This is a genomic window from Azospirillum sp. A26 (genome assembly GCF_042604635.1).
In the GTDB taxonomy this organism is placed as follows: domain Bacteria; phylum Pseudomonadota; class Alphaproteobacteria; order Azospirillales; family Azospirillaceae; genus Azospirillum; species Azospirillum palustre.
This window is the reverse complement of record NZ_CP170472.1, coordinates 1,170,153-1,183,513: the sequence shown is the minus strand read 5'-3', so window position 1 is coordinate 1,183,513 and position 13,361 is coordinate 1,170,153. Positions and strand designations below refer to the sequence as shown.

Here is a 13,361-nt window from a genome sequence, read left to right as displayed (position 1 = left end):
ACCGTCCCGATAGTCGCAATAGGGAACTATCGGCATACCCAATAGTAACAAAAAAGCAGAGGATATTCCCACTGCGCAGCTTGGTCTTTGCCTTGCTTTCGGCTTATGAGGTCAATCCTCCCCGTCCAGCTTATGCCCGTCCAAAGTCTGAGTGCGCCGCTCGGCGTCCTTGCGGTCGCGCTCCTTCTCTGCCTTGGTGCGGCCGAATCGGGCCCGATTCGCCTCCGCTTCCCTGGCGCGCTCTGCCTTGTCGCGGGTCTTGCGGAAACGGTTGAGGTTGACCACGTCGCCCATGGCACGGTCTCCGGTGGCTGTTTTCAGGGGGTTCGGCGCCGCACGGCCGATTCCGGCGCGCGGCGGGACGAAAAAACTTTGCGAAAAATCCAGGCGGATCCCGACTTGGCCGTGGGATTGCCCAAATTGCTTGTTTCTTCTGCGGGCGCTAGCTTACCGAAGGATGGCGCGCACCGGAAGCGGACGGTGCGGTGGGTGGGGGAACTGGTCTTTGTATAGACGTGGCAAAGGGGCGCGGCCGACGACAGGGCCGGTCGCAGGGAAGGCGGAAACCCGGTGAAGAAGATCCTGATCGCTGCACTGGCCGGACTGGCGGTTACGGCCGGTCTGCTGCTGGCGGCGCCGAGCCTCATCGACTGGAACGCCTACAAGGGCATCATTGCCGAGCGGGTGTCGCAGGCGACCGGCCGGCAGGTGGAGTTGCGGGGCGACGTCGGCTTCACCCTGCTGCCGTCTCCGGCGCTGACGGTGCGCGACGCCCGGCTCGCCAACGCCGCCGGCGCCGCCGAACCCGACATGGTGCGTCTGAAGAAGCTCGACGCCCGGGTGGCGCTCGGCCCGCTGCTGGGCGGCCGCGTCCAGGTCGAAAGCATCGCGCTGGTCGAACCCACCTTCGTGGTCGAGGTGCTGAAGGACGGCCGCATCAACTGGGACCTGTCCACCGCCGGCACCCGCGGCGGCGACGGGTTGGGGGCGGCCGAGGGGCTGGTTTCCGCCGTCAGCTTCGATCAGGTGCTGATCGACAATGGCACGATCATTTACCGCGACGACCGCAACGGCCGGACCGAGACGGTGGCGGGCCTCAGCGCCCGCATCGCCGCCGGCAGCCTGAACGGCCCCTTCCAGATCCAGGGCGATTTCCGCCTGCGCGGCCTGTCCCTGCATGGCGAGGCAACCGCCGGCCGCTTCACCGAAGGGGCGGCGGTGCCGGTGCGCGCCACCCTGTCGATGCCGCACACCGACGCCACCCTGCGCTTCGCCGGCATCCTGACCGGCGGCGGCAACAGCGGGGGCAATGGCGGAGGCGGGTCGAAGGTCCAGGGCGATCTGCGCGCCGAGGGCAGCGACTTCGCCAAGCTGATCGACTCCCCGAAATCCTCCTGGGCTCCGGCTGCGCTGGCCCAGCCCTTCAGCCTGCGCTCGACGGTGGAGGCGGGGACCAGCCTCGCCACCTTCTCCGGGCTGGAGGTGCAACTGGGCGACACGCGCGCCACCGGCAACGCCACGCTCCGCGCCGGCGATCCCGCCAAGCGCGAGGAGCCGCGCACCGAACTGACCCTCGCCGTCAACCGTCTCGACCTCGATGCCTGGCTGGCCCAGGGCGCGCGCAGCGGTGGCAACACCGCGTCCGCTCCACCCGCCGCGTCCGGCACCGCGGATGCTTCCGGCGGCGGCAAGGCGCAGTCCCTGTCCGTCGTGCTGCCGGCCGGGGTGGAGGCCAAGCTGGATGTCGCCATCGACGCCATCGCCTACAACCGCGGCGTGTTGCGGCAAGGCCGGATCGAGGCCAGCCTCTCCGGCGGCCGGCTGAACATCGACCGGATCAGCGCGCTGCTGCCCGGCGGCTCCGACTTCGTCGCGGCGGGGGAGGTGACGACGCCGGGCGGCCAGCCGACGCTGGACGTGCGGATGGAGGCGAACGCCGACAACCTGCGCGCCCTGATGGACTGGGCGAAGCTCGACCTGCACGGCGTCCCGGCCGACCGGCTGCGCCGCGCCTCGCTGTCGGGTCGTCTCCAGGGCCATGCCGACCGTTTCGAGCTGTCGGGCCTCGATTTCCGCTTCGACAGCAGCCGCCTCAGCGGTGCCATCGCCTATGTCGACCGTGGCCGTCCCGCCTTCGGCGCCCGGCTGGAACTCGACCGCCTCAATCTGGACGGCTACCTGTCGCCCGATCCCGCAACCGCCCAGGCGCCCTCCCAGGGCTCTTCCCAGGCCGCTACGCAGCCGGCCAACCGCGCCGTCGGTCCGCGCAACGGGACCGCCAACGGCTCCACCGGGTCCGCCCAGACGCCGCAGCGCATGCTCGGCCTTGCCGACGCCAACCTCGATCTGCGGGTCGGGCAACTGACGGTGGGTGGGCTGCCGGTGCAGGGGCTGCGCCTCGACGCCACGGTCGCCTCCGGCGCGCTGACGGTGCGCGAGGCCAAGGTGGACGACATCGCCGGCCTCCAGGCCCGCATCGACGGTCAGGTCGCCAGCCTGATTCCGCTGCGCGGCGTCAACCTCGCCCTGACGGCCGATGCCAAGTCGCTGGGCGGCCTGCCCAGTGCCGTGTCCTGGCCGCGCGGCCTGCCGGTGCCGGAACGGCTGGGCGCCGTCAGCGCCAAGGCGCGGCTGGCCGGCGACGGCGAGCGGCTGGCGGTGGAGGCCTCGGCCGGCATGCTCGGCGGCACGCTGGAGGCCGGCGGCGTTCTGCTCGGGCTGGACCGCACACCCAGCGCCGACCTCAAGTTGCGCCTCACCCATCCGGAGATGGGGCGGATCGCCGCTCTGTTCACCGACACCGGCCTGGCCCGTGCCTATGGCCCGCTCGATCTCTATGGCGAGCTGTCGGGTTCGGCGGCGTCTCCCACCCTGAACAACCTCCAGGGGCTGGTCGCCGGCGTGCCCCTGCGCGGCAAGCTGGTGCTGGACCGCAAGGCTGAACGCCCCACCTTCCAAGCCGACATCCAGACCGGCGACCTCGACCTCGACCGGCTGCGCAACGCTCCGCTGGTCGGCGACGGTGCCGGTCGTCCCGCTGGCACCGCTGCCGATCCCACCGCAACGCCAGCCGACCCGCTGTCCGACCTCGCCTGGATGCAGTCGCTGGACGGCCGCCTCGGCCTGACTTCCACCTCCCTGACGGTGGGTGGGCAGCGCATCGCCCAACCCGCGTTGCGGGCGACCTTGTCCAAGGGCGTCGCGACGCTGGAGCAGCTGGACGGCGAATGGCAGGGCGGCCAGATCGGCCTCAGCGGCCGTCTCGCCACCGTGGCCGGGCAGGCGCCGAAGCTCGACGCCGATCTCACCGTCATCAAGGCCGACACCGGCAACGCGCTGTCCGGCCTCACCGGGCTCGGCCTCAGCGGCAGCACCGTCGATCTCGACGTGACCTTGTCGGGCAGCGGCCATGGCGACGCGCTGCTGCGCAGTCTGACCGGCCGCGGCCGAGCGGTGGCGTCGGGCGGCGTGCTGCGCGGCGTCGACCTTGCGGCATTGCGCAGCCGCCTTGCCGGGGTGGAGCGCACGCAGGAGGTGCTGACTGCGGTCGCCGGCGCGCTCCAGGGCGGGGAGACGAAGCTCGACCGGCTCGACGCCCGCTTTGCCATCGACAATGGGGTGATCCGCACCGAGGACGCCCGCCTCACCACCGCGCCGGCCGACGGCACGCTGGCCGGCACCGTCTCGCTGGCCGAGGAGCAGGTGGATCTGGGTTTGACCCTGAAGGTGAAGACGGACGGCGACCTGCCGCCGCTGACCCTGCGCATGACCGGCCCCTGGGCCGCCCCGACCCAGACCCTGGATCTGAAAGCTCTGCGCGACCGCTTCAACGCGGCGCCCGCGAAATGACGGCCGGCCCGAGTAATGCCCCAGCGAAATTGACGGCCTGCCCACACGGCCAAGGGCGTTGAAGTCGCCGCGCGCGGCGTCCATAATGAACGAACGGTAACCGGAAGTCAGAGCGATGCAGGTGGACAACAGGATTTTGGACGATCTCGCCCGTGTGGCGGGTGGCGCTCTCGGCGCCTTTTCGTCCTTGCGCGAAGAGGCCGAAGGCCAGCTCCGCGCCCAGCTCGAACGTGTTCTGTCGCGGATGGACGTGGTCAGCCGCGAGGAATACGAGGCTGTCCGCGCCATGGCCGCCAAGGCCCGCGAGGAGCAGGAGGCGATGGCCGAGCGGCTGGCCGCCCTTGAGGCGACCGTCGCATCGCTGAGCGCCGCGAAGGCGCCGCTGCCGGTCCCGGTCGAGGCCGCCGGTGTCCCCGCCGTGGTCGAGACCGATCCGGTGGGCGCCAAGCCCGAAGAGGGCAAGCCCGGCAGCAAGGCGGCCCCTGCCGCCTGAGCGTCGGCGCCGCCGCCCCACACCCGACGCCCCCTCCCGTCGTCCCTGTCCGCGCCCGCGTCCCGCGGCCGGACGGGTGTGCGCCGGCGCCAGTCTCGACCTCGATTGAGCTCGTTTTTTTCATCATCTTGGGGTATTGGCCCGGACCGCGCGCTGTCACCGGCGCGTCTCTTCGGTCCGGGTGAACGGTACCGCCCATAGCGCCTTCACAGGAGGACGCGGACATGTCGGCAGTCGCCGTCGAAACCACCACTTCCGCCCACAATCCGCTCGACGTGGTCGAGGAGATCGTCACTGCCAACGAATGGCCCTTCGACCGTGCCACCGAGGACGAACTGGTCGTCGAAATCGGCGGGCGCTGGTGCGATTACCGGCTCTATTTCGTCTGGCAGCCGGACGTTGCCGCGATGCAGTTCTCCTGCCAGTTCGACATGAAGGTCCAGGCCGCCCGCCGCACCGCCGTCGCCGAACTTCTGGCCGAGGTGAACGGCCGCATGTGGCTGGGCCACTTCGACGTCTGCTCGGAAGAACATACGCCGATGTTCCGCCAGACCATGTTGCTGCGCGGGGCGCGCGGTGCGGCGGTGGAGCAGCTTGAGGATCTGGTTGAGATCGCCCTGTCGGAATGCGAGCGCTTCTATCCTGCTTTCCAGTTCGTGATCTGGGGTGGGAAGTCGGCGTCCGAGGCGGTGTCCGCCGCCATTCTCGACACCATGGGCGAAGCGTAACAGGACAAGAAGCGTAACAGGACAAAGTGCCTGGGCGGGAAAGCCCTGGCGAACCGGAGAGGGGCAGGGTTCATGACGGCGGAATCGGGTGCGTCGCTGCTGTTGGTCGGCTGCGGGAAGATGGGCGGGGCGATGCTGGACGGCTGGCTCGCCGCCGGGACCGCGTCGCGCGTCGTGGTGGTCGACCGCGCCGGCCTGCCGCAATCGGTGGCGGGCGACTCCCGTGTCACCCTGGCATCCGGCGCTGACGCCTTGCCGGACGGCTTTGTTCCCGACGTGGTCGTCCTGGCGGTGAAGCCGCAGGTGATGGAGGAGGCGCTGCCGTCCTACCGTGCCCTGGTCGGCCCCGACACCGTCTTCCTGTCTATCGCTGCCGGCAAGACCATTGCCTATTTCGAACGTCTGCTGGGGGAGGGGACGGTTGTCGTCCGCTCGATGCCCAACACGCCGGCCGCCATCGGCCGGGGCATGACCGTCGCCGTCGCCAATTCGCGTGTCAGCACCACCCAGCGCGACCTGTCCGACCGCCTGCTGCGCGCCGTCGGCGACGTCGCCTGGGTGGAGGACGAAGGGCTGCTGGATCCCGTCACCGCGGTGTCGGGCAGCGGCCCGGCCTATGTCTTCTTCCTGGTGGAGGCGATGGCGAAGGCCGGCGAGGCCGCCGGATTGCCCGCCGATCTGGCGATGCGGCTTGCCCGCGCCACCGTGTCGGGCGCCGGTGCGCTGCTCGACGCCTCGCCTCAGCAGGAGGCCGCCGATCTGCGCAAGGCGGTGACCAGCCCGAACGGCACCACCCAGGCCGCGCTCGAGGTGCTGATGGCAACGGGGGGCTTGCAGCCGGTGATGACCTCCGCCATCGCCGCCGCCACCCGGCGGTCGCGCGAACTGGCGGGTTGACTGGATAAGTCGAGGCTGCGAAAGATTTTGCACCTTTGAAGAGAATTTTTATTTGCCGGAGGCGATGAAACGATGCATCCTGAACACGCTTTAGGGGCATTCAGGGCTGGGGGCTGAGGCGTCAGGTTGCGGGGGGCCGGACCGGATGGCTCACTCCGCGAAGGAGCGCGTCATGAAGGTGACATCAGATCCGGCGATGGCGGGAAACATCCGGCCGTCAAGCACAGTTCAGGCAAATCCTCAAAAACCCGTCGTGGCGCCGGCGAATGCCGGGCCTGCAGGTGGATCCTCGGGGGTGGTCGTCGATCTCAGATCCGCCATCCAGAATCTCAAGCCGGGAATGTCCTATTCTCTCGGCGAGGGGTATACCCCTTCGGATATCTCCATGCCCGGCAACGACAAGATAAGAAATGTCGGCGTCGCGAACTTCATGAACGCTTTTTCTGACTGGTCCAACAAGTTGTCGGACTATTGGGGAAAGGTGTCGGACTTCACCAAGAAGGCGCTCAACACGTCGGACGACGAGGTGGCCGTTCTTGGCGGGGCCGCCAACGATATCATTCGTAAGTCGCTGGCGGCGGTCGGGGTGGTGCGTCCCGACATGTCGGCGATTTTGAAAGAGGGCGGCGCCGAGGATCCGTACGACCCGTCGTCACTGGCCAATGCGAGACTTGGCGAGGTCTCCGTGAGCCGGCAGGATGATGGAAGCGGTTTCTCCACCCTGTTGTCATCGGTCAGCTTCGATCGCACGGCCAATATTCCGGATAACCAGATGAGCATTGTCGATCTCGATTCCGGCGATGCATCGGCCAATGGCTTGCTTGCCTCCATTTTGTCGGGATCCTTGAGTTCGGCGTTTTCGTCGCCCGACCAGTCCGGAAAGGCGGGGATGCATCGGTATGCCGTTACCAACGGCAAAACCGGAGCCGATGCGGTTGTCGGGGCGGTTCTTTTCACCCGCGGCAACGACGACGCCGACGTTCAAAAGGCCGCCGGCCTCTACACGGCGCTCAAGTCCCTTCAGCACAGCTAGATCCACACATCCCTTGCGGGATGTGATCCCATCGCCCGCAATATGCGGGTCGATAGACGCCGGCCCATGGCCAATTTTAATTAAATCTAGAAAATGAGAGCGAAATGCCTACTTATAATGGAAACCAGGACTCGCAAACCTTTGGGCCATTCACTGTTGCCGTTACGGTCAACGCCGGTGGGGGAGACGATATTGTTTTCGGATCTCCATACAATGACGTTCTTAATGGCGAAGACGGCAATGACAGCATGAAAGGGGGGCAGGGGAACGATACGCTTACGGGAGGAGAAGGCAACGACCTTCTGTTCGGTGAAGACCAGGACGACCTCCTCATCGGACATGAGGGGGCCGATACGCTCATTGGCGGAAACAACAACGATACGCTTTATGGCGGACTCGGAAACGATCTTCTCATCGGTGATCAGCCCACGGAATCCGGCATAGACTGGCTGATCGGAAATCAGGGCGATGACACCTTGATCGGCGGTAATTACAGCGACAACTATGTGTATGATTTCAGTCAGAACGACGGGTTCGACACTATTTTTGATTTTTCAGGATCCGATGACACTCTTTACCTGAATGGAATAAACATTTCCGATGTCAGGTTTTCACACGGTTCCGGTGCCTATTCGAACGACCTGATCATTTATTCCTCGAGCGACTATCAAGCGGACGGTATCCTTAGTGGAGCAGTTACCGTTGCCAACTTCTACGGAGCGGCAAATGGAGATCCCCAGGGGGTTGTCGAATATCTCGGCGTCGGCGGCAGCCTGTACCGCATCGGTTGATCCGTCGCGTCAGTGCGGCAAGGGGTGGCACTGGTGACGGCGCTCAGCCCGTCCGCCGCCCGCGTCCAGGCCCTGCTCGACGGCATCGGCCTCGGCCATCGCGTGGTCGAGCATGAAGGCAGCACCCGAACGTCGGAGGATGCCGCCAACGCCGTCGGCTGCGATGTGGCGCAGATCGCCAAATCGCTGATTTTCCGTACGAAGGAGACCGACCGCCCGGTTCTGGTCGTCGCCAGCGGCGCCAACCGGGTGGACGAGAAAGCGGTCGGCCGGCTGATCGGCGAGAAGATCGAGCGGGCCGATCCGGAGTTCGTCCGCGAATCGACCGGTTTCGCCATCGGTGGCGTTCCGCCCATCGGTCATGCCGTGCCGCCGTTGGTGCTGATCGACGACGATCTGCTGCGGCTGGAAACCATCTGGGCCGCCGCCGGCACGCCCAATGCCGTTTTCCGCCTGACCCCCGCCGATCTGGTCAGCATGACCGGCGGCCGGGTGGAAACTGTCCGCAAGGCATGATTGACCGGTTGGGCGGGTGACGTTCGCCCGGCAACGCACCACCTTATAAGGCAATCCCTGTCGCCTGGAGGTGGTGCCATGTCCGACATGTCGTCCGACAAGCCTGAAGACAACAGCTTCCGCTCCGATCCAACAGCCGATCTGGCGGACTCCGATTCGCTCGACCGCTCTGTTGCGGCGGCGGCAATGGGGTTGGCGGCCGAGAAAGGTTGGCGGCGCGTCGGCCTGCTGGAGATTGCGCATACCGCCGGCATCCCGCTGTCCCGCTTCCATCATCGCTATCCTGGGCGCGCCGATGTGCTGGCGGCGGTATCGCGCGTCGCCGATGCCACCGTTTTGGCCGGCGATGCTCCCGTCGATCCGACCGAATCGGCACGCGACCGCCTGTTCGACGTGATGATGCGCCGCTTCGATGCGCTGCGTCCCTACCGTGAGGGCTTGCGGTCGGTCGTGCGCGACCTGCCGGCCGATCCAGTGGCGGCGCTTGCCTTCACCTGCACCTTCGGCCGCTCCATGGCCTGGATGCTGCGTGCGGCGGGGATCGATCCCGACCAGCGCGGCGGGGCGGCACTCGTGGCCGGTCTCGGCACCGTCCATGCCCGCGTCATGCGGGTGTTCCTCGATGACGACACCGCCGACCTGTCGCGCACCATGGCGGCGCTGGACAATGCCCTGCGCGGGGCGGAACGCTGGGGCGCGACCTTCTGCCGCTGGACCCGGCGGCCTGGGCCGCTCGGTAAGCAACCGGGAACAGAATCCATGGCATCAGGCATTTAGCGACGGAGCAGCGTGCCGGGGCAGGGGGTTTTTCCCGCCAAGGTTATGCTGCGGCGCAAAAAAGCGGATTGACTAACTTTTCGGCACTCTGCATAGTCGGCCTCTGTAATGTTGCGACGCAACATGCCCGTATTCAGATGCGGGCAGCAAACACCGATGCTGGGATGAGAAACATGGCCAAGATCAGCGGTAACCCCTTCCTCGAATTCGATCCGTCCAAGCTGATGGGTGACCTGAAGGTTCCGGGTGTGGACGTCGAGTCCATCATCGCCAGCCAGCGTCGCAACATCGAGGCGGTTACCGCCGCCAACCAGCTCGCCTTCGAAGGCTTCCAGGCCATCGTCCGCCGTCAGGCCGAGGTGCTGCGCACCGTTGCCGAGGACGTGAACCGCGCCGTCGGCGAACTGACGGCTGCCGGTACCCCGGAAGAGAAGGCCGCCAAGCAGGCCGATCTGGTCAAGTCCGCCTTCGAGAAGTCGCTGTCGAACATCCGCGAGCTGAGCGAGATGATTGCCAAGTCGAACACCGAAGCCGCCGAGATCCTGACCAAGCGCGTCTCGGACAGCCTGGACGAGGTCAAGGCCGCCATCGCCAAGGCGAAGTCCTGATCCTTTTCGGTCAGTCGGATTTCTACGAAGAGGGGTCGCCATCGGCGGCCCCTTTTTCGTTTGCGGTGTCTGTCTCGGTCGGCCCCCCGTTCTGGTTTGATTGAGGCCGCGTGCGCTTGTCCATTCCGATGTCGACCCTGGCGCGCTACCCTGGCGCGGATCGCCAGAACCGCATCGGACCCGTCATGACCATCAGCTACGACGAATTCGCCAAGGTCGATATCCGCGTCGGCACCGTCCGCGCCGTCGAGGCCTTTCCCGAGGCGCGCAAGCCGGCCTACAAGTTGACCATCGATTTCGGCGGCGAAATCGGCACCAAGCGCAGTTCGGCCCAGATCACCAGCCACTATCAAGCCGATGCCCTGGTCGGCCGGCAGGTGCTGGCGGTGGTGAACTTCCCGCCCAAGCGCATCGGCCCCTTCACCAGCGAAGTTCTATGCCTTGGCCTGCCCGATGCCGAGGGTGCAGTGGTGCTGGTCGGTCCGGATCGGGCGGTGCCTGACGGTGCCCAGCTGTTTTGAGGCGGTTCCGGCAAGTCTTCGTAAAAGAATCGAACACGCCTCATGTTCTGAAATATCACTTCAGGGTTGAAATGATGCAGACGTAGTAAGGCGACAAGTTGCCGCAGGGGTAATGTGTATTTTAAATGAATGCAGTCTAAACGGGATGGCATAGTACGGAGCGACTAAGACTTCGCATCTGCAACATGTTTTCCTGGTGGATGGCACCCATGGACGCCCTGCGCTCCTTCGTCGGACGGCTTTCGATTTCCACGAAAGTCACCGTGTTGAATCTTGTCGGCATGCTGGTCCTCAGCACTGCGATCCTGTTCGCCATCGGACAGGTGATCGTCCGCGATCTGGAACGGCAGGCGATTGAAATGCAGCGTCTCAGCATGGACATCGCCTGGTCGTCGTTGCAGGAGCGCGGTGGCCGATTCTCCGTCGCCGACGGGAAGCTGCTGCTCGACGGTGTCGTGATGAACGACAACAATCTGGTGGTCGACAAGATCAAGCGCATCACCGGCGGCACCGCCACCCTGTTCCTGGGCGACCGCCGGATTGCCACCAACGTCACCGCTGCCGACGGCAGCCGTGCCGTCGGCACGACGCTGGCGCAGGGGCCGGCCTACGATTCGGTGCTGCGCCGGGGCGCGCCTTTCCGCGGCATGGTCGAGATCCTGGGCGAGCCCTACTATGCCGCCTATGACCCGATCAAGGATGCATCCGGCAACCCGGTCGGCATCCTTTATGTCGGCATCAAGAAGGCGGAGGTGTTCAAGACCTTCGACGACAGCATGCGCTTCGCCACCATGCTGGTGGTGCTGTGCGCCGTCGTGCTGGCGGTTCCGGGCTATCTGGTGTCGCGTCGGCTGCTGCGCCCGCTGGGCCAGCTCAGCCATGTGATGACCGCCCTGTCGTCGGGCGACCTGACCGCCACGGTGGCGGGCGCCGAGCGTCTGGACGAGATCGGTGCCATGTCGCGCTCCGTCCTCGTCTTCCGGGACGGCATGGCGGAGGCCGAACGCCTGCGTGCCGAACAGGAGCGCCAGCGCGTCGAGGGGGAGGCGCAGAAGCGCAGGGCTCTGCAATCGATGGCCGACACGGTGGAACTGGAAAGCCGCCATGCGGTGGAGCGGGTCGCCGCCCGCACCCAGGAGATGGACGGCAATGCCGGCGCCATGGCGAAATCGGCCGGGCTGGTCGGTGCCAACGCCCAGAACGTCGCCGCCGCGGCAGCCCAGGCGCTCAGCAACGCCCAGGCGGTGTCGTCCGCCGCGGAGCAGCTTTCCGCCTCCATCGAAGAGATCGGCACCCAGGTCGGCCATGCCGCCGGCGTCACCCGCGCCGCCGTCGCCGCTAGTGACCGGACCGAGGCCACCATCGAGTCGCTGTCCTCGGCCGTCGGCCGCATCGGCGATGTGGCGGAACTGATCCAGGGCATTGCCGCCCAGACCAACCTGCTGGCGCTGAACGCCACCATCGAAGCGGCGCGGGCCGGGGAGGCGGGTAAGGGCTTCGCCGTCGTGGCGGGAGAGGTGAAGAACCTTGCCAACCAGACCTCGCGGTCGACCGAGGAGATCTCGCGCCTGATCGCCGAAATCCAGTCGGTCACCGCCCGCAGCGTGGAGGAGGTGCGCGACATCAGCCGCACCATCGGCGAAATCGACGCCATTTCCGGTACGGTCGCCGCCGCGGTGGAGCAGCAGGCGTCTGCGACCCAGGAGATTTCGCGCAACGTCGCCCAGACCGCCGGTGCCGCGACCGACGTGTCGACCCGCATTGACGAGGTGTCGCGCGAGGCCAAGGTGACGGAAGAGAGGGCCGATGTGCTGCGCGCAGGCGCATCGGAAGTGACCCACAGCATCGACGAGCTGATGCATGTGCTGGTCCGCGCCGTGCGCACGGCGACCGAGGATGTCGACCGCCGCAGCCTGCCGCGCTACCGCGTCGAGGCGCCCTGCACGGTGGAGAGGCCGGAGGGCCGTCTGACCGTCCGGCTGCTGGACATCTCCCGCCACGGCGCGGCGCTTGCCGACGCCGACGCGGTCGGCGACCGCGGCACCCTGCTGTTCGACAGCCTGGGCGTGGCTTTGCCCTTCGAAGCTTTCAACCGGGAGGAGGGGGTGGTGCGCATCCGCTTCCGGCTGTTTGAGATCGACCGGCAGGCCTTCGATGCCCGCTTCGACCGATTCGAAGAGGCGATGGCCGGACGCCGCCTGACGGCCTGATCCCGGATGCCCGGATGAGTCCCGGCCGGGGAGCGATGACGGACCGCGCGGATCCCTGACGGTCCCGGCGCGGTTCCGATCTCAGTTCCGGGGTCCGTCAGACACCGGCTCGGCGGACGGCGGCGTGGACGTGCGGCGGAGTCATGCCGGTCCGCGCCTGCTCGAGGGCGCTTTGCTGGCGAGCGGCGAAGACGCCTGCTTCCGTCCGGTTGCGGAAATGCAGCTTGGACAGCACGCTGCGCACCATCGACTTGATGACCGCTTCCGACAGGTCCAGCGCGTTGGCGATGGTCCGGTTGTTCATGCCCTCGCCCAGCAGGCGCAGCGTCTCGAACTCCGGATCGGACAGGCGCGGCAGCAGCGTCAGCCGGATCTCGTCCACGCCGAGGCGCGACAGGAACTGCTTGGGCATCAGGCAATGGCCTTCCAGCCCGAGGTCGAGCAGCTCGTTGATGCGGTCGACGTTCAGATCCTCGAACACCCAGGCGTCGGCGAAGGCCAGGATATGGGCGGCGTCCAGCAGCTCGCGGGAAGACAGCACGACGACGATCCGCGAGCGGCGCGACAGCCGCAGATAGACCATCGGTTCATTTTCGCGCAATGCGGTGAACTGCTGCAACCCGATCAGGATCGCATCGGGGGTCAGTGCGCTCTGGGTCAGCTCCCCGATGTCGTGCAGGACCGTGACGCGATGGCGGCCGCCCCGGTCGAGCTGCTGGACCACGTTCTCGGTCAACGCGTTGTTGTCGAGGATCAGGCAGACATGCATGGGAGTCACCGCGTTGCGGGTCTGGTGAGATGCTTTCTCATGGGCGTACTCATGGTGTGTGTGCATGGGTCAGCTCTGTCTGGAGGAGGCATCCACGGCCGGCCCGGCTCAGGGCATTGCCGCCTGCGTCTAAGGGTTGAGGAGGAACCGGCCGGTTGGCCCAGGCACG

13 protein-coding genes are annotated in these 13,361 nt (G+C 66.6%); 11 read left to right on the top strand and 2 right to left on the bottom strand.

Features of this window, described 5'->3' with window-relative positions:
• Positions 1–111: 111 nt before the first annotated feature.
• Positions 112–294: a DUF4169 family protein gene (locus tag ABNQ39_RS06070; RefSeq protein WP_376959495.1), complete on the bottom strand. Its 183-nt coding sequence runs from the start codon at positions 292–294 to the stop codon at positions 112–114.
• Positions 295–570: 276 nt separating this feature from the next.
• Here ABNQ39_RS06070 and ABNQ39_RS06065 point away from each other — a divergent pair, with 276 nt between their 5' ends.
• The 11 genes from ABNQ39_RS06065 (at position 571) to ABNQ39_RS06015 (ending at position 12,423) form a co-directional block, all read left to right on the top strand.
• Positions 571–3,849: an AsmA family protein gene (locus ABNQ39_RS06065; protein ID WP_376959494.1), complete on the top strand. Its 3,279-nt coding sequence runs from the start codon at positions 571–573 to the stop codon at positions 3,847–3,849.
• A gap of 115 nt (positions 3,850–3,964) precedes the next feature.
• Positions 3,965–4,342: an accessory factor UbiK family protein gene (locus ABNQ39_RS06060; RefSeq protein ID WP_376959493.1), complete on the top strand. Its 378-nt coding sequence runs from the start codon at positions 3,965–3,967 to the stop codon at positions 4,340–4,342.
• A gap of 224 nt (positions 4,343–4,566) precedes the next feature.
• On the top strand, positions 4,567–5,070 hold the full coding sequence (locus ABNQ39_RS06055; protein WP_109048371.1) for a YbjN domain-containing protein: 504 nt from the start codon (positions 4,567–4,569) through the stop codon (positions 5,068–5,070).
• 72 nt (positions 5,071–5,142) lie between these two features.
• Positions 5,143–5,967 (top strand): pyrroline-5-carboxylate reductase, encoded by an 825-nt coding sequence (gene proC / locus ABNQ39_RS06050; RefSeq protein WP_376959492.1) that lies wholly within the window; start codon positions 5,143–5,145, stop codon positions 5,965–5,967.
• A 172-nt stretch (positions 5,968–6,139) separates the two neighbouring features.
• Positions 6,140–7,000, top strand: coding sequence for a hypothetical protein (locus ABNQ39_RS06045; protein ID WP_376959491.1), 861 nt, complete (start codon positions 6,140–6,142; stop codon positions 6,998–7,000).
• Positions 7,001–7,104: 104 nt separating this feature from the next.
• Positions 7,105–7,791 (top strand): calcium-binding protein, encoded by a 687-nt coding sequence (locus ABNQ39_RS06040; protein ID WP_376959490.1) that lies wholly within the window; start codon positions 7,105–7,107, stop codon positions 7,789–7,791.
• 33 nt (positions 7,792–7,824) lie between these two features.
• Positions 7,825–8,307 (top strand): YbaK/EbsC family protein, encoded by a 483-nt coding sequence (locus ABNQ39_RS06035; RefSeq protein ID WP_376959489.1) that lies wholly within the window; start codon positions 7,825–7,827, stop codon positions 8,305–8,307.
• Between the two features lie 78 nt (positions 8,308–8,385).
• The gene (locus tag ABNQ39_RS06030; RefSeq protein WP_376959488.1) at positions 8,386–9,084 is read left to right on the top strand and encodes a TetR/AcrR family transcriptional regulator; all 699 of its coding nucleotides are present in this window, start codon (positions 8,386–8,388) and stop codon (positions 9,082–9,084) included.
• A 173-nt stretch (positions 9,085–9,257) separates the two neighbouring features.
• Complete coding sequence (locus ABNQ39_RS06025; protein WP_376959487.1) at positions 9,258–9,692, top strand: phasin family protein; 435 nt, start codon at positions 9,258–9,260, stop codon at positions 9,690–9,692.
• Between the two features lie 185 nt (positions 9,693–9,877).
• Positions 9,878–10,213 (top strand): tRNA-binding protein, encoded by a 336-nt coding sequence (locus tag ABNQ39_RS06020; RefSeq protein ID WP_376959486.1) that lies wholly within the window; start codon positions 9,878–9,880, stop codon positions 10,211–10,213.
• Positions 10,214–10,476: 263 nt separating this feature from the next.
• A complete protein-coding gene (locus tag ABNQ39_RS06015; protein ID WP_376959485.1) occupies positions 10,477–12,423 on the top strand; it encodes a methyl-accepting chemotaxis protein in 1,947 nt (648 codons plus the stop codon).
• Between the two features lie 97 nt (positions 12,424–12,520).
• Here ABNQ39_RS06015 and ABNQ39_RS06010 read toward each other — a convergent pair whose 3' ends face one another.
• The gene (locus ABNQ39_RS06010; protein ID WP_246193703.1) at positions 12,521–13,258 is read right to left on the bottom strand and encodes a response regulator transcription factor; all 738 of its coding nucleotides are present in this window, start codon (positions 13,256–13,258) and stop codon (positions 12,521–12,523) included.
• Between the last annotated feature and the right edge of the window lie 103 nt (positions 13,259–13,361).

Bases quoted from the DNA above. Each gene is read 5' to 3' on its own strand.
- ABNQ39_RS06010 (WP_246193703.1), bottom strand. From the start codon at position 13,258: ATGCACACACACCATGAGTACGCCCATGAGAAAGCATCTCACCAGACC.
- ABNQ39_RS06040 (WP_376959490.1), top strand. From the start codon at position 7,105: ATGCCTACTTATAATGGAAACCAGGACTCGCAAACCTTTGGGCCATTC.
- ABNQ39_RS06070 (WP_376959495.1), bottom strand. From the start codon at position 294: ATGGGCGACGTGGTCAACCTCAACCGTTTCCGCAAGACCCGCGACAAG.
- ABNQ39_RS06020 (WP_376959486.1), top strand. From the start codon at position 9,878: ATGACCATCAGCTACGACGAATTCGCCAAGGTCGATATCCGCGTCGGC.
- ABNQ39_RS06060 (WP_376959493.1), top strand. From the start codon at position 3,965: ATGCAGGTGGACAACAGGATTTTGGACGATCTCGCCCGTGTGGCGGGT.
- ABNQ39_RS06045 (WP_376959491.1), top strand. From the start codon at position 6,140: ATGAAGGTGACATCAGATCCGGCGATGGCGGGAAACATCCGGCCGTCA.
- ABNQ39_RS06025 (WP_376959487.1), top strand. From the start codon at position 9,258: ATGGCCAAGATCAGCGGTAACCCCTTCCTCGAATTCGATCCGTCCAAG.
- ABNQ39_RS06055 (WP_109048371.1), top strand. From the start codon at position 4,567: ATGTCGGCAGTCGCCGTCGAAACCACCACTTCCGCCCACAATCCGCTC.
- ABNQ39_RS06030 (WP_376959488.1), top strand. From the start codon at position 8,386: ATGTCCGACATGTCGTCCGACAAGCCTGAAGACAACAGCTTCCGCTCC.
- proC (WP_376959492.1), top strand. From the start codon at position 5,143: ATGACGGCGGAATCGGGTGCGTCGCTGCTGTTGGTCGGCTGCGGGAAG.